The organism is Streptomyces sp. NPDC000134 (genome assembly GCF_042899225.1).
Lineage (GTDB): Bacteria > Actinomycetota > Actinomycetes > Streptomycetales > Streptomycetaceae > Streptomyces.
Window position 1 is genome coordinate 262956 of record NZ_JBIAZN010000011.1, and the last position, 23526, is coordinate 286481.

The window sequence follows — 23526 nt, forward strand, 5'->3', positions numbered from 1 at the left end:
GATCTGGCTACTGTCCCGACTCGTCATCCTGTCACATGGCGCCGCCGCCTTTTCTAGGAAGAACCCCACTCGTGAAGATCAGAAACGTCCTGGCCGGGGCAGTCTTCGTCGTGCTCACCGCGGCGGCCTGCGCCCCCGGCGCGGGCAACGACACCGCGGTGGAGCCCTCCGGCCCGGTGAGAACCGGCGTGCCGGACGAGAAGGTCACCCTGTCGCTGGTGTCCACCCCCGAGTCCGGCGCCGCGGTCAAGGCCATCATCGAGGCGTTCGAGGCCGAGCACCCGCAGGTGCGCATCAAGTACCAGGACACCAACTACGACGACTACAACAAGAGCCTGAACCTCGCGCTCGCCTCCGACCAGGCCCCGGACATCGCGCTGCTCAACTCGGTCGGTACCACCGTCAAGGACAAGCTGGTCCGCGACCTGTCGCCATACGCGAAGGCGTACGGCTGGGAGAAGAGCTACCCGAGCAGCCAGCTCGACCAGTGGCGGGTCGCCCCCGACGGCACCACGCTCGGCGAGGGCGACCTGTACGCGGCGCCCGCCGGGTTCTCCCTGGTCGGCGTCTACTACAACAAGGCCAAGGCCGCCGAACTGGGCATCACCGAACCCCCGTCGACCCTGGCCGGGTTCGAGGCCGCCCTCGACAAGGCCAAGAAGGCCGGCGAGGTGCCGCTCCAGCTCGGTAACTCCCTGGGCCACGCCTCCTTGACGGTGCAGCTCATCGGTCAGTCGAAGGACGGCGCCGACACCGCGGCCAAGTGGACCTTCGGCCGCAAGGGCAGCACCTTCGACACCCCGGGCAACCGGACCGGCGTCGACAAGCTCGCCCAGTGGGCGAAGAAGGGCTACCTGCCGGGGAGCGCCAACGGCACCGAACTGCAAGAGGCGGTGGACAAGTTCGCCAAGGGCGAGGGCGTGTTCTTCGTCGACGGCAACTGGGACGCGGCGAAGATCGGCGACAGGCTCGGCAAGGACGCCGGGTTCTTCGGCTTCCCCGGCGACAAGGCCACGGCCATCGGCACCTCCGTCGCCTACGCGGTCTCCGCCAGGAGCAAGCACCCGGACGCCGCCGCCGCGTTCCTCGACTTCCTCCACTCCGCGCAGGCGTCCGCCGAGCAGTTCAAGGCCGGTTTCATGCCCGCCGACATCACCGCCGCCGAACCCGAGGGCGGCACGGTGATGACGGACATCGTCGCCGCATGGACGAAGGTCAACGACGACAACGGCCTGGTCGGCTTCAACAACAACGCCACCGCCACCATGAACGACAAGCTCACCGCGGCCACCCAGGAACTCATCGCCGGCCGCACCGACACCGACGCCTTCGTGAAGGCGATCCAGGACGAGTGGGCCGCCACCCATGGCTGAGGTGTTCGTGCACGACGGACGGGCGGACGCGACCACCCCGCGCCGCCCGGCCGCCCCGCCCGCCGCCGTGTCGCGACCGGCCGGCCGCGCCCGCCTCCACCGGCTCGTGCCCCTTCTCTACGTCGCACCCGCCCTGCTCTTCTACCTCGCGTTCGTCATCGCGCCATGGCTGCACAGCGTGTGGATCTCCTTCTGGGAGTGGAACGGCGTCGGGGTCGCCACCTGGGTGGGCCTGGACAACTACGCCGACGTGTTCGCCGAACCCGCACTGCGCAGCGCCCTGCTGCACGCGTTCGTCTTCATCCTCTTCTACACGGTGATCCCCATCGCCCTGGGTCTGGTCCTGGCCGCCCTGGTCGCCGCCACACCGTGGCGGGCCATGCCGATCATCCGCACCGTCGTCTTCCTGCCCCAGGTCCTGCCGCTGGTCGCCGTCGGTGTCGTGTGGAAGTGGATCTACAGCGAGGACGGGCCGCTCAACGAACTGCTGCGCGCCGTCGGACTCGGCTCGCTGGCCCGCGCCTGGCTCGGCGACTTCACCTGGGCCCTGCCGTCCGTGGGCCTGATCGGCACCTGGGTCTCCACCGGCTTGTGCTTCCTGCTGCTGCTCTCCGGCATCGGCAAGATCGACCCCTCGCTGTACGAGGCCGCCGAACTCGACGGCGCCGGCCCGCTGCACAGATTCCGGCACATCACCGTTCCGGGGCTGCGCGACGAGATCGGCGTCGCCTGCACCGTCACCGTCATCGCCGCACTGGCCGGGTTCGACGTCGTGTACGTGATGACGGGCGGCGGTCCCGGTTATTCGACCATGGTCCCCGGTGTCCAGGTCTACGAACTCGTCTTCACCGCCGGCCGCGTCGGCACCGCCTGCGCGCTCGCCACCGTGCTGTCCGTTCTCACCTGCGCGGCCATGTACGTGCTGAACCGGCTCACCCGGGAGCGATGAAATGACCAAGCACCTGCCCCGTCTCGCCCTGCTCCTGGCCGCGGCCTCCGTCCTCTTCCCCTTCCTCGCCCTGTTCAGCGCCGCCCTCCGGCCCCAGACCGACCTCTCGCCCGGCTTGGGGTGGCCCGACGACCCGCAGTGGGGGAACTTCGCCACCGCCTGGACCACGGCCGGCTTCGGCTCACTCCTGAAGTCCAGCGCGATCATCGCCCTCGGCGTCGTCCCGATCGCCCTGGTGCTCGCCACCCTCGCCGGATACGGGCTGGCGACCATGCGCCTGACCCTGAAGGGGCCGCTGTTCGCGCTGCTGATGCTGGGCATGGCGCTGCCCTACGAGGCCATCGTCATCCCGCTCTACTACGACCTGCGCGACGTCGGCCTGCTGAACAGCTACTGGGCCGTGATCCTGCCGTTGATCGGCCTGTTCATGCCCTTCGGCGTCTTCTGGATGCGGACCCACTTCGAGTCGCTGCCGCAGGAGATCAGCGAGGCCGCCTCCGTGGACGGCGCCGGAAGCTGGCGCGCGCTGACCAAGGTGCTGCTCCCCACCGCCGGCCCCGCCCTCACCACGCTCGGCCTCCTCTACTTCATGTGGGCGTGGAATCAGTTCCTGCTGGCTCTGGTGCTCATCCAGGACCCGATGATGCGGACCGCCCCTTCCGGGCTCGGCAAGTTCGTGCAGCAGTTCGGCAAGAACATCCCGCTGCTGTCCGCCGGCACGCTCATCGTGATCTCCCCGATCGTCCTGCTCTACCTCTTCTTCCAGCGCCACTTCATCAAGGGCATCCTCCAGGGTGCCGTCAAATAAGGGGGACACTTCTCCGTGACCGTCACTCTGGCGATCGTCGGCGCCGGGGCCCGGGGGGCCTCCTACGCCCGAATCGCAGCTTCCGAGGGGATCGCGACCATCGCCGCCGTCGCCGACTCGGACCCGGTGCGCCGCCGTGCACTGGCCGAGGAGTTCGGCCTGCCGGCCGACCGCGTCTTCCACGACTGGGCGCAGCTCGCCGCACGGCCCCGCCTCGCCGACGCCGCTGTCGTGGCCACTCCCGACCGGCTGCACGCTGATCCCGCCGTCGCGCTCGCGGACCGCGGCTACGCTCTCCTGCTCGAGAAGCCGATGGCACCCACCGAGGACGAGGCGCGTCGAATCGTCGACGCCGCCGTCCGCAACGACGTCCTCCTCGCCGTCTGCCACGTCCTGCGCTACACGCCTTACTCCCACAAGCTCAAGGAACTCGTCGACGGCGGCCGGATCGGCGATGTCGTCAGCGTCGAACACCTCGAACCGGTGGGCTGGTGGCACCAGGCGCACTCCTACGTCCGCGGACAGTGGGCCGTCGAGACGGAGTCTTCCTCGATGCTCCTCGCCAAGTCGTGCCACGACATCGACTGGCTCGGCCATCTGATAGGCCGCCCCGTCGAGCAGGTCTCCTCCTTCGGCGGCCTTTATCACTTCCGGCCCGAGAACAAGCCCGAGGGCGCCGGCGACCAGTGCGTGAGCTGCCCCGTCGAACGCGACTGCGCGTACTCCGCGGTCCGCATCTACGAGCGCTTCCTCGGCGACCCGGTCCACGAGAGATGGCCCCTCGGCGTCCTCACCGACGACGTCTCCGAGGCAGGGCTGCGCAAGGCCCTGACGGACGGCCCGTACGGCACCTGCGTCTACTCCGGGCGCAACGACGTGGTGGACCATCAGGTCGTCAACCTCCAGTACGCCGGCGGGGTCACCGCCTCCTTCACCATGACCGCCTTCACCGCCCTCGACTTCCGCAGGACCCGGATCTTCGGCACCGGCGGCTCCCTCGACGGCGACGGACGCCGCATCGTCCTGCACGACTTCCTCACCGACACCACCGAGGTCTTCGACCTCGACCCGGACGGCGGCGCCTCCGCAGCGGACGGACATGGCGGCGCGGACAACGAACTGCTCCGCGCGTTCGTGACAGCGGTCGCCACCGGCGATCACTCCGCGGTCACCTCAGGCCCCTACGAGACCCTCCGCTCCCACCAGGTGGTCTGGGCCGCCGAGCAGTCCCGGCACCAGAGCACCGTCGTGCGACTGGACCCGGAAACCGTCTGACCGAAGCCGCCACCACCGGGCGCCGCCCACCGGCTAGGTCCGGCAGATGGCCAGTGCCGGTGGTGCGGGCGAACAGCCGCAAGGCGGCGCGACCGTTCACCCAAGAAGGGCCTCGCCATTCGGCCAGCCCTGGGCTCGGTGCCCCCGCTGGCGCTGGCGGGGGCACCACAACCGCGATGGGTCCAGGACGTTCGGCCGAAGCCATCCGGCAGTGATCGAGTCATGGCCGCTGTACCGGGATCGATGGGACGGTGGTGCAGTGCCGTCCCGGGCGGGGGTCTGACTCTCGAGATCTTCGACCGAAGTGTCCAGTCACGGGCCTGTCGACTGTCGTTGCGGGATGGCGCCTGCCACCGAGCCACAGGGCGTGTCCCCATAGGGGCCTTGCCGACGATCAGGCGCCATATGACTGATCGCTCATTGAGGTACTGTCCGGTCGCCAAGTGACGGCATCGTCATCTGAGACATGAGTGATCTGATGTCACAGCGGAAAAGAGCCGGAACGTTACGCCTGTAACCCACAGCCTTGATCACTGCTTTCCTTGCCATGATCACCGGCGTGTTGCCCGCCGAAGCCGCATCCTCCGCGGAGTTGCACGACACGCAGGCGGAGACCAGCGCGGCTGTACAGCAGTTGACGTCGCACGCCACTCCTGGGTCGGACCGCCCCGCCGCCTACCTCGATGAGCCGCAGGCTCGGATATCCGAGCAGGAGACGTGTACTGAGCTCGACCCTGAGGGTGCTTCGGTGTGTGTGCAGGAAACTGAGCCAGCCGATCTTCCTGCGCACGCCCCGCAGAACGCGCCTGCCGCACAAGCCGCTGTGGACCCGCCCCAGTGGTGCGAGGACGCAAACGGCATAATCCCTGCCACTCGCACCCAGGTGTGCTCGGTAGGCGGTCTCACGTACACCACACGGCAGACCGTGAACGGCCAGACGACGATCACCGGCAAAGCCGACATGATCGTCATCAACTACAGCTACGGCGACACCGGCTTGGGCACCTTCGCCCATCAGATCGATATCTCTGCGTACGGAGGCTGGGGAGACGCTCTGAAGGCGTCCGTCTCCGGGCAGGCGACCTTGAGCGGGGCCTGCACACGGGAGAGCGCGTCGTTCCCGGGGAAGCCTCTGCTGCCGCTGAACTCCTGGAGGGCGGGCGAGGCGTTCTTCGACACCACTGCCACCGCAGCCGGCGCTGTAGGCACCTGCGCCACGGACTGGAACCGATGTCGGCTGTGTGGTGCCCTGGTACGCCTCGGAACTCGTCTACAGCAAGGCGTCCTATCCTTCCCTTGCCTCCCACGTGGAGCGCGTCCAGGCATCCGGCCTGCCCGGCGCCACGTTCGACAAGCCGCTGACCCGGACCACAGATCCCGCCATCGTCAAAAAGAACCGCGACTCGGCTTGCGGAGACGCCCCCAGCGTCTGGCTCATGTCCTGCGATGAGTACCCCATCGCGACGCCCGGAATGGATTGTCCGCTGGCGGTACAAGGCGCACCTTTGATGGGTGCCAGATGCCCAACGTCTCCTCCGGAACTGGCTCGTCAGGCGTGAGCGTCTGCATGATCCCGGAACGGGAGAACCAAGCTCAAGGCGGTCTGAAAACACAGTTCTTCCGACGAGAGCGCGTGTTGGACGGAGACCCCTTCAGAGTTACCGCCTCCTGGCGCACTGCGCGCACTGTGATCACCATGGCAAGCTTCCACCGGAGCTATGCCGTTACCAGCCGGGAGATCCCCTCATGGGCGCCGCACACAACGTGTACGTCACCGACGGCACTTTCGGAATTCTCGACGCCGGAATGATCCCTGTTCAGACTGCTGACTGGAGCAACGGACTCGCTGTCCCCATGTCGGAGGGGGCCCTCATCGCCACGGGAATCCACCTAGGCGAGATCCGAGCAACCGCATCCTCCGTCACCGGTCCACCACCTGCGCCGACTGACCGCTTCTGGGAAGAGATCGTATAAATCAGCGTGTATGCCCCCGCAGGCGACCTGCGGGTCGAATCCCTCGAGCACGGTCCGGTCGGCGGACTGCCTTCCCTCAGCCCTGCGGAACCAGGATGGTACCGGCTCCGCGTTCATGCGCGAGGCCGGAGCAGACTCCCGGACAAGACCAGCTCCGAACCGGTTGAGGACTACCTCCTCGTGGCCTGGCCCGCACCGCAGGCCGACACGGACATCATGCGCGCCAGCGAGCGCATGGAGCAGAACCTCGCTCACGCAGACAGAGCCCCCAAGCCACGACCGGCCGCTCCCGCACGGAGCAGTGAACAGGAGATACTCCGGCAGCGCCTCCTGCGGGCAAAAGGACGCACGGAGTAACACTCAACACCGTGTCCTACGTGGTGAGGCGGACGAGTCGCTTGTAGCAGCACAGGGCAACAGCAAGTGAGAGAAAGGTTGGGAGCGTGCTCGTAGCGGGGGTTGCGGGCGTAAAAAGGGAATCCAAGACCGGACGAAGCCCCGTTGACCGGGGCAGGACGGGCAGCAAGGTTCATCTGATCACCGACGCCACCGGCATCCCGCCGGCCGTCACCTTGACCGGCGGCGGCAACCGCAACGACGTCACCCATCTGATTCCACTCCTCCAAGCCGTGCCGCCCGTGCGCGGCAAACGCGGCCGGCCTCCGCGCCGCCCGGACGTGGTGCTGGCCGACCGCGGCTACGACCACGACAAGTACCGGCGCTTGGTCCGGGATCTCGGCGTGAAGCCTCTGATCGCCCGCCGAGGTACCGAGCACGGCTGTGGGCTGGGCACCCAACGCTGGGTCATCGAGCGCGCCTTTGCCCATCTGCACCGGTTCCGCCGCCTGCAATTCCGTTGGGAGATCCGCGACGACATCCACGTAGCCTTCCTCACCCTCGGGTGCGCAGTCATCTGCTGGAGACGTCTGCGCTCACTCTGAGGGGGACTCGGTGGCGGTGCGTTCGGCTTCCTGGGCAGCCATGACCTCATCGCCATGCTCGAAGGCCCATGCCCCGACAGCGTCGATGGGTGCCAGCAAACTCCGTCCCAGGGCAGTGAGTCGGTACTCAACGCGTGGTGGGGCTGCGGGGTGTGCCTGCCGATCCACCAGTCCGTTGGACTGCAAGCGCCGCAGCGTCTCGGTGAGGACCTTGGAACTGATCCCCCCGATCTGCTCGCGTAATTCGACCGGGCGTCTGGGGCCGTCGCGCAGTGCCCAGAGCACGACGGCGTTCCAGGTGTTGGACAGGAGGTCGAAAGCCAGGCGGGCACGGCAGTCGGCGAGGAAGGCGTCGGTCGTCACGTACCAAATGGTGCCTGACAGGCCCTCTAGCGTCGCTGGGAACGGTCCAAGCAGGTCGTGGGAGGAAATGCGTGATGAGAATCGGCGTACTGGGCACGGGGAACATGGCGGACGCGCTCGCCGCCCACTGGGTCCGGGCCGGGCACGATGTTGCCATCGGAGGACGGGACATGCACAAGGCGGAGCGGCTCGCGACGCGTCTCGGGGGCAGCGCGAAGGCGGCCAGTCTGCGTGCGGCGGCCGAGTTCGGTCAGGTGGTGCTGGCCGCGCTGCCCTTCGGCGCGGGGGCGAGCGTGGCGCGGGAACTCCGGGCAGTCCTGGACGGCAAGGTGCTGATCGACTGCTCGAACCCGGTCGGTCCGGGCTTCCTGCTACTGACACAGGGCGGCCTCTCGGCTGCACAGCAACTGGCCGCGGCGGCACCGGGAACTCATGTAGTCAAGGCGTTCAACCTCTGCCATGAGGACGTGTGGCGCATGTCGCCGCCCGTCTTCGACGGGCGACCACTGGCCGTTCCGGTCTGCGGAGACGACGAAACGGCTCTCGCTTTTGTGCACCGGTTGGTGCGGCATGTCGGCTGCGAGCCTGTGGCCGGCGGCGGTCTCGAACGAGCGGGACTCCTGGAAGCTACCGCCGCGCTCTTCATCGGGCTATGGGTCGGCGAGGGAGCCGATGCCCAAGCCATCGCACCCCCGCTGGCCTATGCTGCCGGACCGAGACACGAGGAACCAGAAGACGCCGAAAAGGCTTTTCGTTAGGAGTTCTTAGAAGGGCTTGGTCTATCAGGGGAGACATCTCCTCTGTGCTGCGGGCTTGGGCTTATCTGCCGGTGTCTCAGTGCCGGTGGGGGCCACATGGGGGGGATCGTATTCGCCCGGGGGAACCTGGGGGGCGGCGTGGAGGCCATGCGGTGACGTAGCACCGGTCACGGTATCTCCACGCGGTTCCAGAGCGTTGTGGGAACAATCGCTGCTCTTCTCGGTGTTTCTGCTCTCGAACCGAGGAGGGATGGTGCCGGGTCTGGGGCTGTTCCACACCACCAGCGGCGGCGTGGCGGAAGTCGCGCCGCGTCTGGCTGAGGCAGAGACCGACGCCAGGGTCTTGTCGAGGCGCATATGGAGACGCTGCTGGGCGTCCAGTTCCTGGCGAGCGAGTACGGCTGCTGAGGCCCGTCCGGCGCGGGACTGGTGGCCATTGGAACCTACGGAGAAGAAGGTGTCGGCTGGGTGGCGTGGGTGGCCTTTGCTGTCGACTGATTCCCACGCATGGCCAGCAGGAGCAAGCCGGCCGCACAGAACACGGCACCCGTCGTGACGTAGAGGGCTCGTGGTGTCCAGCCCGCGTCCAGTAGCCAGCCCGTTGCGGTTGGCGCGATGCACCCGTTGACGGCCACTGCGATGACGCCGTCGCCTTCGAGGATGAAACGGAAGGCGTTGGAGGTGTGCCGGTGGGCCTGGGCGGTCTCGCCGGGCAGGATGATCTGAAGGCCCGCGTAGAGGGTGTTGACCGTGGCCGGGGGGTCGGTGAGGCCGGGGTTGACGAGCATGAGGACCCGCCGCTCGGCCTCCTCCAGGGACAGGGTCCTGGAGAAGTGCAGGAGGTGCGGGCGCAGTTCGCGCCAGCTCCAGCGGTAGGGGACGGCGCGGCTCTTGGGCTGGGCGGGGAACAGGTTGCCGTAGAAGCGCCACAGCGGGGCGGCTCCCAGTCCCTCCAGGGCCTTCTAGGCGAGGTCGTCGGTCGTCATGGTGTCCTCCTCGGCTAGCTGACCGCTGCTGGTCACAAGAGCAGCCTCGGCCTGCTCATCCCACCCGGCCGTATCCCGCGCCGGAGGCGGTCCGTCCCACACCTCGACATCCACAGTGGCGGTATGGGTATGGCCGCCGCTGGTGATGTCCACCCGCCCCGGGTGGGCGCTGAGGAAAGAACCGAAGCCGAACTCGTCCGGGAAGGGCACCGGCAGGCCCGCGGGAGACAACCGGAGGCGGTAGCCAAGGGCCCCGCTTCGTCGAACGGCAGGGTCAGCTTCTCAGCCTGTCGAGCAGTCCACGTTCGGCCGGGGTGAATGGAGGGTGTGGTACGGGTGGGCGGTGCGGGCCGGTGAGCGCGGTCAGCAGCACACTGGGCCTGGCCAGGGACGGCGGTGCCGCGCGGAGGGACAGCACGTCGGTCAGGGCGGTTGCCGCGTGGAAGGACCCGGTGGCCGTGCGGGACAGGCGGCTGACGTAGCGGTGCAAGGCCCGGTCGGCGATAGTGGGACGTCTGCCGGTGGTGGGGAAGTGGATGTCCTGGCCCACGGCGAGTGCCCATGCGGGGGCGAGACGGCGGGCGACGGCCCGCTGGGCGCGGCGGGCGAAGCCGGGGGCCGGGCCGGCGGAGAGGACGCTGCGCAGCGCGACGGCGCCCTGGGCGGCTGCGGATATACCTTGTCCGTACAAGGGGTTGAAGGCGGCGACGGAGTCGCCGAGGGCGACGAGGCCGTCCGGCCATGAGGTGAGACGTTCGTAGTAGTAGCGCCGGTTGGCGGTGCTGTGGGTGACGCTGACATCGGTGAGCGGTTCGGCGTGCCGGAGCAGGTCGGCGATGAGGGGGTGGCGCAGAGTGCGGGCGAAGGGCTCGAAGGCGTCGGTGTCACGGATGGGTTGTCCGCCGGGGGCTCCCATCAAGCTGACATGCCAACGGTCGTCCTCGATCGGCAGGATGCCACCGGCGTTGCCGGGCCGCGGGAGTTCCGGATCGGCCTGGATGGCGATCACCGGCCAGTCGCGGGTGGGTACGGGGGCGCGGTAGACGCGGCTGGCGTAGACGAGGCCGGAGTCGATGCGTTCTTCCGCGATGGTGTTGATGTCCAGTCGGGCGAGCCACTGGGGTGTGCGGGAGGCCCGGCCGGTGGCGTCGATGACCAGGTCGGCGGGGAGTTCCGTTTCGCTGCCGTCGGCGGCGCGGACGCGGACACCGGTGATCCGGCGGTCAGTGCCGCACAGTGCGACCGCTCTGGTGTGCGCACGCACGCTGACCCGGGAGTCCTTGAGCACTTGTTGACGGATGACGTAGTCGGTCAGATCCCGGCTGGCGGTGATCAGGTAGTGGGTGGCACGCCGCCAGCGGCGGTACCAACCCTCGGGCGAGTAGACGATCATGTTAGTGGTCTCGGGGACGCGGTGCGCGCCCGCGGCCAACAACAGGCCGGTGGTGCCGGGCAGGAGCGCCTCGATGGCCTCGACGCCGCCCGTCTGCAGGAAGTGGATGTGCGCGGCCTGGGGCACACCGGTGCGCGGCCGCGGGCCGTCGGGCAGTTCGTGTGCCTCGACGATCTCGACGGAGCGGACGTACTGCCTGACGGCAGCCGCGGCGAGCATACCGGCGGTGCTGCCGCCGAGGACGACGGCACGGAAGTAGCCCCGATCGGGCGCTTCACTCATAGGTGGCTGCTTTCTGCGAAGGCGTGGGGCGTTGGCGGAGTTGCTGGACGACGGGAGAGGTGAGCGCTCGGGAAAGAGGGATCAGGTCCTGCTCGGGCCGCGTCGGGGGGTGCGGCAGGTGCGGCCTTCGTGCAGCGGGGCTGCTGCCGTCGACGGCGGTCGCGGCTGCCACCGCGATCACGGCTGCGTCGGCCGCTGCAGCAGCCCGGTGCTCTTCTTCGCCATGACGGAGCGCGGCACAGTAGGCGGCTTCACGTACCTTGGAATCGCAGTACGGGGCCAATGCGAGGATCGCGTCGTAGATGGCCGTTTTCCGTCCTGTCAGGAGAATGGCCGGGGGAGTGCGCCACCACGGCAGTGAGGCCCGGACGGCACCGGGGGTGGGCACGTCTCGCACTGTCTGCCACAGTGGGGCGAGCTGCCGGAACTGTCTCACGCTGCTGGCGTTCTCGGCCAGCCTCGGGCCGAGGAGCGGGACCGCGAAACCGAGCGCTCCGAGCAGGCATGCGGGGGCAGCGAGATGCACGGAGACCCTGTCGTCGAGGTAGCCCAGGTCGTGCCCCGTTCGACGGGCAGCCACTGCGATCAGTCTGATGACGTCATAGCTCACGATGATCAGGTAGGCAGGGGCGAGGATGCGCGGTCCTGCCCGCAGTGATCCCCCTACTTCTCTGGACCAGCGCCAGCACAAGGTGCTGGCAGCCATCATCGCCACGGCCTGGGCGACGAGGTAGAGGACGATGAGGAACATGAGCTGGCCGGCGGCGAAGAGCAGCAGGCAGGCCGCGCGTAACAGAGTGTCATGACGTCTGCGGAGGAGCACGGGAATCTTCAGTGCCCAGACCATGAGGAGCAGCGCACCGCAGATGTAGAAGCCGACGCTGCTTGCTTCCGAGGCCACCTGACTGTTTCTCCCCTGCTGCGGTCTTGACCAGTGGTGTCCGGGACCGCATCAGACGCGGTGGAACCGATGGCCCATCGATGCCTGGATACGTCCGGCCGGACCATGCGGGTCGCCGGGCGTTCGGGCCTGTTGCAGTGCGGCCCGCACATCTGTGGCGAAGCGGAAGCCGAAGCGCTCGGCGTCCAGTTCATCGTCGGCTTGACGTCCATCGGAGCGTGCGGCGAAGTGCAGCGAGACATCCGTGCGCGTGGCGGGCGAGTCGTCCCCGTCATCGGCGGAGATGCCGTCGAGGAATTCCGTCAGCGTCTGTGCGGCTTCGTCATTGCCGGCGCGGGAAGCGGTGGGACCGTGGTCTGCTCCATTGCCACAGTGGCCCTGGAACATGTGCCAGATCTCGTGCCCGACGATCACCAGGTGGTGCTCGGGGTCGGTGTCCTCCTCGTAGACGATCAGGTCGTGGCTGGCGCGGTCCAGCCACACTCCGCTGCGGTGGCTGGGGGGAAGGCGGTCTTTCGTAACCGCACCGGCCGCCCACGGACGTGGCTCAGGGCGGGACCTATCGCCGGGATGACGTCCTGGTCGTCGGCCGGCGTCGGGAAGTGTCTCAGGAGCCGGGCGCTGAGTCGGCGCATCGTCCTCGGTCCCGTACTCATCGGTCTTCCTCTTCGCCTTCTTTGTCGTCGATCTCCAGCAGGGCCTGCAACGTTGCACTGAGCACGTTCCACTGTTCCTGCGGCAGGTGCTGGGCCCGCCGCAGGGCGATGCTGCGGACGTCCTCGTGTTGCCGCCACGAGTGGGCCGGCGGCTCGTGCGGGGCCTGCCGCTACGGCTGCCGGCAGCGCAAGCCGGAACACTTCCTCGCCTTCACGGCCATCGCCGCAACCCTCATATGTCACCGCCGCCTGGCCAAGTGAAATGGCGTCCTACACCCGTTCCCGTCGCCACGGTCGCGAGTGACATGTCCTCCTCCTTGGCAGAGCCGGGCACCGCTGATTTCCACACCCTCGGGTAACCGCCCACGGTGTACCTCATCCGGCAGGACCAGCCGCGCCTCTTCCGGCTTCCCGGCGTGCGCGGGGGCCCGGTCAGCCGGTCCAGGCGGCCAGGAGGGCCGCCGCCTCGCGGGCCGGGGAGCGGGCGGTGACGCCCAGGGAGCCGGCGGCCTCGATGAGGTCGGCCAGGACGTGCGGGTCGCGGGCCTGGACGGCGAGGGCCAGCAGGGGGGCGAGCTGGTCACGCCAGGCCGCGAGCAGCGAGGCCGGGGCGGTGCCGGCCCGCGCCGTCACCCGTCGCGCCCAGCTCCGGATCGCCGCCGGGTCCGCGCACGGCGGCGGGGGAGTGCCGGTGGCGGGGCGGAGGGTGTCCGGCGGGCGGCGGCGGAGCGTGGCGGCGGCGAGCGCGGCGGCCGTGGTCGTGTGGTAGCAGGTCCCGAAGAGGTACGCGGCGGCCTTGTCGCCGGTCAGGGAGGTCAGGACCTCCGGACGGTGCACGGGGCTGGGCAGGGCGCCGTCGGGGCGTGCCGCACGGGCCATCTGCTGCCAGGCCGCTCGTTCGGCCGGGGAGGTCTCCGGTCCCTCGGCCAGGGCCCGCGCGCACAGCAGCAGTTCGGCCAAGAGGTCGAGGCTGCCTCGCGCGAGGTGTACGCCGAGCAGGTCGCGCACGGTTCGGCGCAGCCGGGCCGCGGTGTCCGGGTCGTCGTCCGGGGCGGCCGGGTGGCGGCCGAAGTCCGTCGCGTAGAACACGGCGTGGGTGAGGGCGTACGTCTCGCTTTCGGTCAGTTGCAGGGCGTCCGGGGCCAGCGCGGCGACGCTCTGCCGGTAGAGCGCCTCGGTCGTGGGCAGGGCGGGCGGGGCGGTGAGGCCGCCCCGGTCGAGGAAGTAGCGCAGTTCGAGGCGGTTGAGCACCGGCTTGTACGGGTGGCAGTGACCGCCCGCGTCGGCGGCCAGCAGCGCCTCGCAGCGGGCCCGCGGTCCGGGCTGCGGGCGGCCCAGGTGCTCCAGCAGCGTGATGAGGTCCAGGTGGTACGGGAAGTAGGCGTCACCGCGGCGCAGCGACCGCGCGAATCCGGGGTCCGCGGCGGTCTCGGCGGCGAGGTCGAGGGCGCGGCTCGGCAGGGCGGCGCCGCGGGGGAGGACGCCGTCGCGGTCCAGGACGCGGAGCAGCCCGAGGAGTTCGAGCAGCGGACCGGGGCGGAAGGGCCGTGGCGGGAGGTACTCCTCCCAGCGCTCGGGCCGGAACCACTCCAGGTTGGCCTCTGTCCAGCGCAGCGCGCCGGTCAGGACCCGCTCCGGTGCCGTGTCGGCGTCGGGCGGGGAGCCGGGGGCCCGCACCCGTGCCGCGCCGTCCCCTTCCTCCGGTACCGCGTGGGCCGGCAGCGGGGGCCAGGACGGGCCCTCGCAGGAGGAGCGCGGGGCGGGGACCGGCGGCGCGGATGCGGCGGTCATCGGCCGCTCCGCAGGCGCAGGACGGCGAGGACCGCCACCAGGATGCCGGCCAGCGCGGCCAGGTCCGCCCACCACGGCAGCAGTCCGGGGGTGCCCAGCAGCGCCCGGCGGGCCAGGTCGACGGCGTACGTCATCGGGTTGAGGTGCATGATCGCGGACAGCCAGCCGGGCGCGTCCCGCGCGCTGAACACCGAGCCGGACAGGAACAGCATGGGGAACATGGCCAGTTGGACGGTCGCCTGGAGGGTCTGCACCCGCTTGATGACGGTGGCCAGGCACAACCCGATGACGCTGAACACCACGGCGGCCAGCGCGTAGGAGCCCATCGCGGCGGCGAACCGGCCCGGGGTCAGCGGCACGCCCACCGTCGGCGAGAAGGCGAGCAGCACCGCGCTCTGCACCGTCACCATCCCCGCGCCGGCGACGACCTTGCCCAGCGGCAGGCAGATCCGCGGCACCGGGGCGACGAGCAGTTCGCGCAGCACGCCGTACTCGCGGTCCCAGGCGTACGTCTGTCCCGAGGCGACGCCGATGGAGACGACCTGGATGGCGATGATGCCGGGGAAGACGTAGGCGCTGAACGGGACTTCGCCGACGGAGTCGATCATGCCGTCGAAGCCGACGGCGTAGACCAGGACGAAGAACAGGATCTGCACGCCCTGGCTGAACAGCACGCCCGGTCGCTTGAACTGGCGCAGCAGGTCGCGGTGGGCGATGACGCCGACGGCGCGGAGGGCGACCCGGAGTCGTCCGTCGGCGGCGGCGAGCGGCGGCGGGGCGCCGAGGACGGTCGCGGTCATGGCGCGCTCACCTTCTCCGGCCGGGGGCCCGGCCGTTGCGGGCCCGCCGCCGCCAGGTAGACGTCGTTCATGGAGGGGTGGTGCACGGCGACGGTGAGGCCCCTGACGTCGAGGGCCCGCACCACCTCCGCGATCCGGGACTCCGGGTCGGCGCAGTGGACGGCCACGCCGCCGGGCTCGGTCAGCGGCTCGAAGCCCGCGGCGCGAAGCTGCCGGGCGGCGGCCTCGTCGTCGGCGCAGGAGACGACGATGCGGGAGGAGTCCAGGCTGCTCTTGAGCCGGGCGAGGCTGCCCTGGCGCACGACGCGGCCCTGTCGGAGGATGACGATCTCGTCGGCGTACTCGGCCTCGTCCATGTAGTGCGTCGAGTACAGGACGGTGACGCCGAGTTCGTCCCGCAGCCGCAGCAGGTCGCGCCAGACCACCGCCCGCGCGGTGGGGTCCAGGCCGTTGGTGGGCTCGTCGAGGACGATCAGGCCGGGGCGGTGCAGCAGGGCGCGGGCGATCTCCACCCGGCGGGAGAGACCGCCGGAGAGTTCCTCGACCGGCTGCCGGCGGCGGTCGGTCAGCTCGAAGAGGTCCAGCAGGAGGTCGATGCGGGAGCGGGCGTCGCCCCGTTTCATGCCGAACAGCCGGGCGTGGAACCAGAGGTTGCGCTCCACGGACAACTCCTTGTCCAGGGTCCGTTCCTGGAAGACCAGTCCGAGGCGGCGGCGCGCGGCCATCGGGGCCTCGCGCACGTCGTGCCCGAAGATGCGGACCTCGCCCGAGTCCGGCCGCGACGCCGTGGACAACACACCGAGCAGGGAGGACTTGCCGGCGCCATTGGGGCCGAGAAGCGCGGTGACGCGGCCCGGCGGGGAACTGACGGACACCCCGTCGATGGCCCGGACCCTGCCGTAGCGCACGACGAGGTCGGTCAGTTCGAAGGCCGGTGGCACGGCTCCGGGCAGGGGGACGGCGGGCGCGGCTGCGGGTCCGGGTGACGGCACGGGGGTTCCCTCCACGGGTCAGGCCAGTCCGAGTGTGCGGTCCCACGGCAGCGCGGCCGTGTCATCGACCGGCAGGAGCGCGAGCGCCACTCCCGCGGCGCCCTCCAGCATCCCCGCGGTGTCCACGGCCCGGTGCGGGTACGGGGAGCGGGCGGCGGCCGGGAAGCGCATGAGGTGGCGGAAGCCGAACGGCGCCCGCTCGTCGGCGTGTTCGAGGACCCGGCCGGTGAGCCGGGCGACGCCGTCCCGGAGGACGGTGTCGCCGGGGACGGCCCGTGCGACGCGGGCGACCACGCGCAGCAGGCCCGCGTAGCCGTGGCAGACGGTGGCGCCGTCGACGGCCCACCGTGCCTCGTCCCGCCGCAGCGCCGCCCGCAGGGCCTCGACGGCGGCGGCGCGCCACTCGGGACGGTCCAGGACGGTGCCGGCGCGGAACAGGGCGGCGGCCACCCCGGGGGTGCCGTAGCACCAGGCGGTGCGGGTGAACAGGTGCTGCGGCCGGTCGGCGGCCACCTCGTCGTCGAAGCCGGCGCGGGCGGGCCAGTACGGCCCCGCCTCGTCGTGCAGCGTCCAGCCCAGCAGCCAGTCGGCGACGCGGTGCACGGCGTCGCACAGGCCAGGCGCCTCGCGGCCGGCCGTGTACGCCGAGCAGAGCACCGCCAGGATGCCGGTGACGCCGTGCGCCATGCCGAGGTTGAAGTCCCCCCGTGGGTAGTCGGCCCGGTCGCGCTCGCTGAGCTGCAGCTCGGCCGGCACCCACCAGCCGGGCACCTCGTGGCCGTCCACGCCGACCGGCTCGGTGAGCCGGACGAGGTGGCGCAGCGACTCGGTCAGGGCGGTCTCGACGCCGGGGCCGGTCTCCGCCGGGTCGGCCGCCGCGTCGAGCAGCAGCCGGGTCGTCCCCGACAGGCCGTTGACCAGGTCGTACGCGCCCCAGTCGACGCCGGGAACGGTGCGGGCGCGGAAGACGGCCAGCCGCTCGGTCTGGTCCTCGGCGACCCAGGCGGCCAGCCGGTGGCGCAGTGAGGCGTAGTGCCCCTCGGGGCCGGCGCAGGTCTGGGCGGCGGCGAGCAGGGCGGCTGGGCCCGAGAACAGGCCCCTGCTGGGCGCCGCGTTCAGTGCCCGGCCGGCGGCGGCGAGGTGCCGGTGCGCGGTGGCCCGCCGGCCCTCGTCGGTGCGGGCGAGTTCGCCGTACAGGAGGGCGGTGCCGGGCAGGCCGTTGGAGAGGGTCAGCGGGCCCCACATGACGGAGTCGTAGACCGGGTCGCGGTTGTCGTCGCGGGAGGCGACGGCGGCCACCTGCTCGGGGTCGGCGAGCCGTTCGGCGACGAGGGCGACGGCCCGGGTCGCCCGGGGTGCGGTGACGGCGTTCACGACTGGTGCCTCCGGCGGTTGAGGTGGTCCTGTACGGCGCCCCGGGCGATGCCGAGCACGGTCAGCTCGCGGGCGCCCTCGCCGCCGAAGAGGCGGTTGCAGACCATGTGCAGCAGGCTGCCGACCACCCGTCCCTCCGGGGTGGGCCCCGACTCCCTGATCCGGGCGGCGAGTCCGGCGACCGCCCGGTCGCGGGCGCGCAGCGCGGCCAGCGCTCGGGCCCCGGCGGGATCGGCGGCGAGGGCGGGCCAGCCGCCGTGAGGATCGACGAGGCGGCGCCAGTGCGCGGCGCGGGTGCGGAACGCGGCGGGCAGGTCGCGGCGGGCGCCGGTCATGGACAGCCAGGCCGCGGCCGCGTCGTCGCCGCAGTCCTCGGTGACCAGCGGGTTGCCGGGGGAGGGCGGGCCGAAGGCGTGGGCCAGGGCGGCGCAGGAGACGACGGCCAGGTCGTCCGTGCCGAGGTCGTTCGCCGGGTCCCGGGCCACCCGCAGCAGTTCGAGGGCGGCCTCGCTGTCGTGCTGGAAGACCCGTTCGGCCGCCGCCCCCGCCTCAGGGCCGCCGTAGCGCTCGGTCTCCGGGTCGTACTGGGCGACGGTGTGGCCGCGCACCAGGCCCTCGCGCTGCCAGCGGACCAGCAGCGCGCCGACGGCCGGGGCGGCCCGCGCCCACAGGTCCTCGGGACGGGCGGCGTGCAGGCGCAGCCGCAGGTGGTGGCCGGCCTCGTCGGTGTAGCGGATGAAGAACCAGCGGTCGGCGCCGTGTTCGGCGGCCAGGGCGACCAGGCCGGGGAGGTGGTCGCGCAGCAGGTCGTCCTGGGTGCGTGCCGCCCCGTACAGCTTGAGGTAGAGCCACTCGCCGCCCAGTCCGTGCACCGTGCGGTCCGGCTGCCGGTGCCCGGCGTACGGGCGCCGGCGCGGCACGCCGTCCTCCCGGCGGGTCAGCGGGACGACCAGCTCAGCGGTGTGCCCGGCCAGGGGGCCGTCCAGCCAGCCCTCGTCCTCGCCCGGGACCTCCTGCGCGATCAGGTCGGGGTGGCGCAGCACCTGGTCGAGGAGGAGGGCGCGGTGCCAGGTGTCGTCGAGGTCGAGCAGCAGCCGCTGGTCGGTGGTGACGGCGAGCACGTGCCGGGGTACGGCCCACTCCGCCCGCCAGTCGTCGACGGCGCGGTCCCAGTCGGTGCGGGGGCGGTCCGGGCGGGGACCGGGAGGCTGGCCGGCAGGGGCCGGGGGCTTCGCCGCGCGGTTGTGGGCGGGCGTGGCGGGGGCACCGGACGTGCCGGGTGCCCGGAGTGTGCTGGACGCCGTGGGGGTGTCGGGCGCCCGGAGTGTGCTGGAGGCCGTGGGGGTGTCGGGTGCCCGGAGTGTGCTGGAGGCCGTGGGGGTGTCGGGTGCCCGGAGTGTGCTGGAGGCCGTGGGGGTGTCGGATGCCCCGGGGGCGCCCGGAGTGGGGGTCGGCCGGGTGTCCTCGGGCGTGTGCGTGCCGGGCTTGTCCGGCGTCCGGGATGTGCCCGGCATCCGGGATACGGGGCCGGGCCCGTCGCCGGTGGAGCGCAGTCGTCCGGCGTGCGTGCGCAGGGTGTCCAGCCGCCAGACGGCGCAGGCCAGGACGAAGTCGCCGTATCTGACGCGGGGGACGAACGGGGCGTCGGCGAGCGGGCCCCAGTTCCACGGCTCCCACAGGCGCTGTCCTTCCAGGCCGATCTCCCACAGCAGGCGGACGGCGTTGGGGGCCTGCGCGGGCGCGCTCACCATGTTGCCGAGCACGGGCACGATCTCCCGCCCGGTCGGCAGGTGGACGGCGGTCAGCCGGTCCAGGGCGGCGCCCACGCCGATGTCGGACAGGCGCAGTTCCTCGACACCGCCGCCGGTGACGTCGGGGACCCCGACGCCGATGCGCCGGCCCGTGGCCGGAACGGTATGGGCGAGGTTGGCGGCCCGCCCCGAGCGGGTGCGGAAGGCGAGGTCGACGGGGACCGCGTCCTGGACGTGCACCGGACTGTCGCGGTGCAGCGCGGCGAACGCGGGCCGCCAGTGCGGGTGCTGGTCGGCGAACCGGGCGAAGGTGGCCCCGGCCCGGTGCGAGCCCGGCGACGGTGCGAGGTAGACCCTGAACTCACCGTCGTCCAGGGCTTCCACCGAGGGGGCGACCACCTGCACGGTCACCTCGGCGGAGCCCTGGAGGTCGGCCGGGTCGGCCGTGTCGTGGCACAGCTCGGCCAGGTCCTCGTCACCGACGACGACCTCCCGGGCGCCGGTGCGCTGCGCGGTGGCGACCAGCCGGGCCATGGCCCGGTCCCGGCGGGCGGTGCGGGGATCGTCGGGCGGCACGGGCGGGGCCTCGGAGTTCGGCCAGCCGTAGCCGCCGGGAGCGCCCAGCCCGGTGGATTCGTCCAGCAGGTCGAGGACCGGCACCAGCCGGTCGGCGCCGTACACGTCGAGGAAGCGCCGGTGGTAGTCGCGCAGGGCGAAGAGGCCCAGCTTCGGCCGGGACAGCCGCCACATCACGCCCATCGCCCGCTCGACGACCTCGCGCACCGCGTACGGCAGGTGCAGCCCGGTGTCGAGGCGGGTGTCGATGTGCACAGGCGTGTCGTCGGGCTCCACCGACCGGGTGAGCCGCAGCAGCCGGTCCAGTTCAGCGCGGCCGAGGCCCACCGGCCGTCCGTCGTACACCCGTCGGGCCTCGTCGATCTCGCGCAGCGCCTCGTGGACGCGGCGGGTTTCCGGTGCCGGGTCGGTGACCCCCGCCAGCAGTCCGAGGACGTGACCGAGCGGGTCGCCGCCGTCCAGCGGCGGACGCAGCCCCGTGACGAGCAGTTCCTGGCGTACCAGTTCGGCGAGCAGCGCCCGGACCCGGTCCGTGGGCGCGCCGGGGAATGCCCCGGCGGTGCGCCGGACCAGTTCCTCGTACGGCAGCGGGGCCGCCGACTCGGCGAGGGCGCGGGCGACGACGGGCGTGCGGCGCACGGACACGGTGGCGCGGGCCTCGCCGCCCTCGGTCAGGCGGACGCCCTGGTCGGAGGAGGCGGTGAGCACCACGCGGTCGCCGCGCACGCTGAGCGCCTGGTGCGCCTGGACGGTGAGCGCGGACAGCACCGCGGGGTCGTTCTCGAGGCGGTGGCCGATCCTGGTCAGCCACTGCATGTCGACGTGGGTGCGGGTGCGGTGGCCGGAGCCGTGCTCCAGTTCGGCGGTGGAGTCGAAGCGGCCGGCCGAAACGCCCGCGAACAGGCCGAAGGGCGTCGGCCGGGTGCGCCGGCGGATGTCGTAGCGCAGCACGGCGAGCGCCGCGCGGCGCAGTTGTCCCGCCTTGACGCCCGCGGCGCCGCGCTCGGCGACCCGGCGGACCAGGGCGCTCAGACTCGGGGAGGCCAGGTCGAGCGCCTCGGCGAGCAGGGGGTCGGCGGGCACGGAGGCGAGCAGCCGGGCGCAGGCGTCGAGGTCCTGCGGTCCGGGGCCGGGCAGCGGCAGGGCGGGCGCTCCGCCCAGCGGCGCCCGGTACAGGAAGACGTCGTTCGCCTCGAAAGGTGTCCTGGGCGGCCGTTCCCCCATGGCTGTCCCCCTGCTCCTCTCGGCCTGTCCCGAGTCCTGCGCGGTGTTCGCGTGGGCTGTGTTCCCGTGTGCCGTGCTCTCGTGTGCGGCGTTCTCGTGCGGCGTGCCCTGTCCTGCCGGGTGTTCCGGCCCCGTGGGGCCGACGGGTGTCCGCGGGCCCCACGGGGGTGCGTGAACCGGTGCCGTCGTCAGCAGCAGTGGCTGCAGCCGGAGCCGCCGCCTTCGCTGGTGCAGCCCGGGGTGCACCACGACACGCTGGTGATGGCCGGGCCGGCCACGGACTTCTCGACGCCGATCTCCAGGTCGAGGTCGAAGAGGTTCGCGTCGTTCTGGCCCGTGGCGGGGGCGTTGATTCCCATACTGACTCCTTCGTACAGACCGAATGGACGTTCGTCGGGTCGCGATCCGTCGAATACGCAACCACGGGCCTCGGCCGCGGCTCAACGGCTTCGGGCCGGGCTGGCAGTGGGTGGCAGTCCGATGGCAGACGGGCACCACCAGGCCCTCCGCGACGCCGTTCCGGACCCCGGCCCGTGAACTCGGGCGACGGGTCCCGGCCGACTCGCGCGGGCTCGCCCGGCCCGCGGGCCGCGGCACCCCTGCCACTGGGCCCGGCCCGTCCCGAAGGCCCCGTTCCGCAGGCGCGGCTGGGCCTGGACACCGCTTCCGCCGTCCGGCGTTTCGCGGCCAGAACGTACGATTCCGGCCAGATCCGGGAGAGGTCGGCGAGTGGGCGTGAACCGGACGGGCCGTCCCGGATACGTACTTACCGTGTGTTCGGACGAGGTTCTGCTCAGCACCGTCGCCCAGGGCGATCAGGCCGCCCTGCGTGCCCTCTACGAGAGGCATGCCGCCGCCATGCTCCGCCTCATCCGCAGACTCACCTCGGACCGGTCGGTGGCGGAGGAGATCCTCCAGGAGACGTGGCTCGCCGTGTGGCGCTCGGCGGCCGGGTTCCGCGGTGACTCCTCCGTACGGGGCTGGCTGCTGGGGGTGGCCCGGCGGCAGGCCCACAACCACCTGCGCAAGTCGCGGCCGCAGCTCGCCGACCTCGCCGAGGCGCAGAACGTGCCCGACCCCGGGCCGAGCGTGGAGGACCAGGTGGTGCGGGAGGCCGAACGCGCCGAACTGCTCGCCGCCGTGCGCATGCTCCCCGGCCATCTGCGCGAGGTCCTCGTGCTGGTCCTGGTCGAGGAACTGGCCTACCCGGAGGTAGCCACCGTGCTCGCCATCCCGGTGGGCACCGTCAAGAGCCGGATGTCCCACGCGCGCAAGCGGCTGTGCGGAATGCTCGCCGCCAGGCGGCTGGAAGGAACGGGACGACGATGACCGAACACCTCGCGGACGACGCCCTCGCCCGCCTGGCGCTGACCTCGCCCGAGGGCCGGCGCGACGGCCGCCACCTCGACGCCTGCCCCGACTGCCGGGCGCGGGTGGCCGCCTGGCAGGACGTCGGCACCGCCCTGCGCGCGGAGGAGGACGCGGCGGCGTACCTCCCGCCGTCCTTCGAGGCCCTGCTCGGGCCCGTGCTGGCGGCGGGACCGCCCGCCGAGGGGCGGCCCGCGCCGGCCTCCGTGCCGTCCGGTGCGGTGCGTCCGGCCGGTGCCGTCCGGGGCGCGACCGGGCCGCGCGCCCCCGCCGCCCGGTCGCGGACCGGCAGTCGGGCCGCGGCACCCGAGCGGTCGTTGCGGACCGCCTGGCAGCTCGTCGGACGGCAGGCCGCGCTGATGCCGAAGGCGTGGGCTCCGCTGAGCGCCGTCGGATTCGTCGGTGCCGCCCTGCTCGCCGCGACGCAGCAGGCGGACCGTTTCGCCCTCCGGATGTTCGGCGCCGTGGTGGTGCTGCTGGTGACGTTCGGGACGCTGGCGGCGGCCTCCCCCCGGCGCGACCCGCGCCGCGAACTGCTGTTCACCCTCCCGGTGTCGCCCGCGGCGGTCTTCCTCGCCCGGCTGACGGTGGTGCTCTGCGCCGACCTGGCGATGGCGGTGGCCTGTTCGGCACTCGTGGACGGTCCCGGCTGGTGGCCGGTGGTGTCGAGCTGGCTCGGCCAGTCCCTGCTGGCCGCGTCCCTCGCACTGGCCCTGGCGGTCGTGCGAGGCCCGGCCGAGGGCGCGGCGGCGGGCGGCGCGGTGTGGCTGCTGGGCGTGACGAGCGGCCCGCAGGGCCTGTTCAGCACCCCGGTCGGCGCGTTCGCCGAAGCGCTGCTGTCGACGACGCCATGGACCCTCGCCCTGTCCGCGGCCCTGCTCGCCTGGGCCGCACGCGCCATGAGGGTGTACGCGCTGCCCGGCGGGGCCGGACGGTGACGGCACACGCCGCGGGCACTGCCGTCGAGGCGCGCCGCCGTCGCGGCACAGGT

The 23526-nt window shown here is 71.8% G+C and carries 19 protein-coding genes and 3 pseudogenes; 10 read left to right on the forward strand and 12 right to left on the reverse strand.

All coding sequences use genetic code 11. The features are described from left to right. Positions 1-71: 71 nt before the first annotated feature. The 5 genes and pseudogenes from ACFY32_RS18920 to ACFY32_RS18940 form a co-directional block, all read left to right on the forward strand. Complete coding sequence (locus ACFY32_RS18920) at positions 72-1373, forward strand: ABC transporter substrate-binding protein (RefSeq protein WP_390674767.1); 1302 nt, start codon at positions 72-74, stop codon at positions 1371-1373. Next, positions 1366-2322, forward strand: a complete 957-nt coding sequence (locus ACFY32_RS18925) for a sugar ABC transporter permease (RefSeq protein WP_359201032.1) — start codon at positions 1366-1368, stop codon at positions 2320-2322. The genes ACFY32_RS18920 and ACFY32_RS18925 overlap by 8 nt, the downstream gene beginning before the upstream one ends. A 1-nt stretch (position 2323) precedes the next feature. Beyond that, a complete protein-coding gene (locus tag ACFY32_RS18930; RefSeq protein ID WP_359201034.1) occupies positions 2324-3130 on the forward strand; it encodes a carbohydrate ABC transporter permease in 807 nt (268 codons plus the stop codon). A gap of 15 nt (positions 3131-3145) precedes the next feature. After that, positions 3146-4405 (forward strand): Gfo/Idh/MocA family protein, encoded by a 1260-nt coding sequence (locus ACFY32_RS18935; protein ID WP_390674768.1) that lies wholly within the window; start codon positions 3146-3148, stop codon positions 4403-4405. A 2462-nt stretch (positions 4406-6867) separates the two neighbouring features. Further along, a pseudogene (locus tag ACFY32_RS18940) lies at positions 6868-7320 on the forward strand (IS5 family transposase); the annotation flags it as partial. Here ACFY32_RS18940 and ACFY32_RS18945 read toward each other — a convergent pair. Continuing rightward, positions 7312-7683 (reverse strand): helix-turn-helix domain-containing protein, encoded by a 372-nt coding sequence (locus ACFY32_RS18945; protein ID WP_359201038.1) that lies wholly within the window; start codon positions 7681-7683, stop codon positions 7312-7314. The pseudogene ACFY32_RS18940 and the gene ACFY32_RS18945 overlap by 9 nt on opposite strands. 74 nt (positions 7684-7757) lie before the next feature. On the opposite strand from ACFY32_RS18945, the gene ACFY32_RS18950 reads away from it, so the two are divergent. Continuing rightward, the gene (locus ACFY32_RS18950; protein WP_359201040.1) at positions 7758-8441 is read left to right on the forward strand and encodes an NAD(P)-binding domain-containing protein; all 684 of its coding nucleotides are present in this window, start codon (positions 7758-7760) and stop codon (positions 8439-8441) included. A gap of 253 nt (positions 8442-8694) precedes the next feature. Next, positions 8695-8840: pseudogene (locus tag ACFY32_RS18955) on the forward strand (transporter); the annotation flags it as partial. Positions 8841-8884: 44 nt separating this feature from the next. Here the strand turns inward: ACFY32_RS18955 and ACFY32_RS18960 are convergent. The 5 genes from ACFY32_RS18960 to ACFY32_RS18980 all read right to left on the reverse strand — a co-directional run bounded on the left by ACFY32_RS18960 (position 8885) and on the right by ACFY32_RS18980 (position 12486). After that, on the reverse strand, positions 8885-9229 hold the full coding sequence (locus tag ACFY32_RS18960; RefSeq protein ID WP_390674769.1) for a hypothetical protein: 345 nt from the start codon (positions 9227-9229) through the stop codon (positions 8885-8887). A gap of 174 nt (positions 9230-9403) precedes the next feature. After that, a complete protein-coding gene (locus ACFY32_RS18965; RefSeq protein WP_390674770.1) occupies positions 9404-9580 on the reverse strand; it encodes a hypothetical protein in 177 nt (58 codons plus the stop codon). Positions 9581-9701: 121 nt separating this feature from the next. Beyond that, positions 9702-11102, reverse strand: a complete 1401-nt coding sequence (locus ACFY32_RS18970; protein WP_390674771.1) for an NAD(P)/FAD-dependent oxidoreductase — start codon at positions 11100-11102, stop codon at positions 9702-9704. Continuing rightward, positions 11095-12003, reverse strand: a complete 909-nt coding sequence (locus ACFY32_RS18975; protein WP_390674772.1) for a DUF6545 domain-containing protein — start codon at positions 12001-12003, stop codon at positions 11095-11097. Before ACFY32_RS18975 ends, ACFY32_RS18970 begins: the two co-directional genes overlap by 8 nt. Before the next feature lie 51 nt (positions 12004-12054). After that, a complete protein-coding gene (locus tag ACFY32_RS18980) occupies positions 12055-12486 on the reverse strand; it encodes a hypothetical protein (RefSeq protein ID WP_359201048.1) in 432 nt (143 codons plus the stop codon). A 305-nt stretch (positions 12487-12791) separates the two neighbouring features. Here ACFY32_RS18980 and ACFY32_RS18985 point away from each other — a divergent pair. Then, positions 12792-12920, forward strand: a pseudogene (locus tag ACFY32_RS18985) (IS5/IS1182 family transposase); the annotation flags it as partial. 171 nt (positions 12921-13091) lie between these two features. Here the strand turns inward: ACFY32_RS18985 and ACFY32_RS18990 are convergent. From ACFY32_RS18990 to ACFY32_RS19015, 6 genes are all read right to left on the reverse strand, one after another. Beyond that, complete coding sequence (locus tag ACFY32_RS18990; protein ID WP_390674773.1) at positions 13092-14450, reverse strand: DUF6895 family protein; 1359 nt, start codon at positions 14448-14450, stop codon at positions 13092-13094. After that, on the reverse strand, positions 14447-15250 hold the full coding sequence (locus tag ACFY32_RS18995; RefSeq protein ID WP_359201051.1) for an ABC transporter permease: 804 nt from the start codon (positions 15248-15250) through the stop codon (positions 14447-14449). The genes ACFY32_RS18990 and ACFY32_RS18995 overlap by 4 nt, the downstream gene beginning before the upstream one ends. Then, positions 15247-16242: an ABC transporter ATP-binding protein gene (locus tag ACFY32_RS19000; RefSeq protein ID WP_359201053.1), complete on the reverse strand. Its 996-nt coding sequence runs from the start codon at positions 16240-16242 to the stop codon at positions 15247-15249. Before ACFY32_RS19000 ends, ACFY32_RS18995 begins: the two co-directional genes overlap by 4 nt. An 18-nt stretch (positions 16243-16260) precedes the next feature. Further along, positions 16261-17616: a lanthionine synthetase C family protein gene (locus ACFY32_RS19005; RefSeq protein WP_390674774.1), complete on the reverse strand. Its 1356-nt coding sequence runs from the start codon at positions 17614-17616 to the stop codon at positions 16261-16263. Continuing rightward, positions 17613-21167 (reverse strand): thiopeptide-type bacteriocin biosynthesis protein, encoded by a 3555-nt coding sequence (locus ACFY32_RS19010; protein WP_390674775.1) that lies wholly within the window; start codon positions 21165-21167, stop codon positions 17613-17615. Before ACFY32_RS19010 ends, ACFY32_RS19005 begins: the two co-directional genes overlap by 4 nt. A gap of 188 nt (positions 21168-21355) precedes the next feature. Continuing rightward, positions 21356-21526, reverse strand: a complete 171-nt coding sequence (locus tag ACFY32_RS19015) for a gallidermin/nisin family lantibiotic (RefSeq protein ID WP_359201059.1) — start codon at positions 21524-21526, stop codon at positions 21356-21358. A 412-nt stretch (positions 21527-21938) separates the two neighbouring features. Here ACFY32_RS19015 and ACFY32_RS19020 point away from each other — a divergent pair, with 412 nt between their 5' ends. Together ACFY32_RS19020 and ACFY32_RS19025 are read left to right on the forward strand one after the other, a co-directional pair. Further along, positions 21939-22496, forward strand: a complete 558-nt coding sequence (locus tag ACFY32_RS19020; RefSeq protein WP_359201061.1) for a sigma-70 family RNA polymerase sigma factor — start codon at positions 21939-21941, stop codon at positions 22494-22496. Further along, positions 22493-23473: a hypothetical protein gene (locus tag ACFY32_RS19025; protein ID WP_390674776.1), complete on the forward strand. Its 981-nt coding sequence runs from the start codon at positions 22493-22495 to the stop codon at positions 23471-23473. The genes ACFY32_RS19020 and ACFY32_RS19025 overlap by 4 nt, the downstream gene beginning before the upstream one ends. The last annotated feature ends 53 nt before the right edge of the window (positions 23474-23526 follow it).

Coding starts and splice junctions, on each gene's coding strand:
- ACFY32_RS18995 (WP_359201051.1), bottom strand. CDS start 15,250: ATGACCGCGACCGTCCTCGGCGCCCCGCCGCCGCTCGCCGCCGCCGAC.
- ACFY32_RS19010 (WP_390674775.1), bottom strand. CDS start 21,167: ATGGGGGAACGGCCGCCCAGGACACCTTTCGAGGCGAACGACGTCTTC.
- ACFY32_RS19025 (WP_390674776.1), top strand. CDS start 22,493: ATGACCGAACACCTCGCGGACGACGCCCTCGCCCGCCTGGCGCTGACC.
- ACFY32_RS19015 (WP_359201059.1), bottom strand. CDS start 21,526: ATGGGAATCAACGCCCCCGCCACGGGCCAGAACGACGCGAACCTCTTC.
- ACFY32_RS18960 (WP_390674769.1), bottom strand. CDS start 9,229: ATGCTCGTCAACCCCGGCCTCACCGACCCCCCGGCCACGGTCAACACC.
- ACFY32_RS18930 (WP_359201034.1), top strand. CDS start 2,324: ATGACCAAGCACCTGCCCCGTCTCGCCCTGCTCCTGGCCGCGGCCTCC.
- ACFY32_RS18925 (WP_359201032.1), top strand. CDS start 1,366: ATGGCTGAGGTGTTCGTGCACGACGGACGGGCGGACGCGACCACCCCG.
- ACFY32_RS18970 (WP_390674771.1), bottom strand. CDS start 11,102: ATGAGTGAAGCGCCCGATCGGGGCTACTTCCGTGCCGTCGTCCTCGGC.
- ACFY32_RS18990 (WP_390674773.1), bottom strand. CDS start 14,450: ATGACCGCCGCATCCGCGCCGCCGGTCCCCGCCCCGCGCTCCTCCTGC.
- ACFY32_RS18950 (WP_359201040.1), top strand. CDS start 7,758: ATGAGAATCGGCGTACTGGGCACGGGGAACATGGCGGACGCGCTCGCC.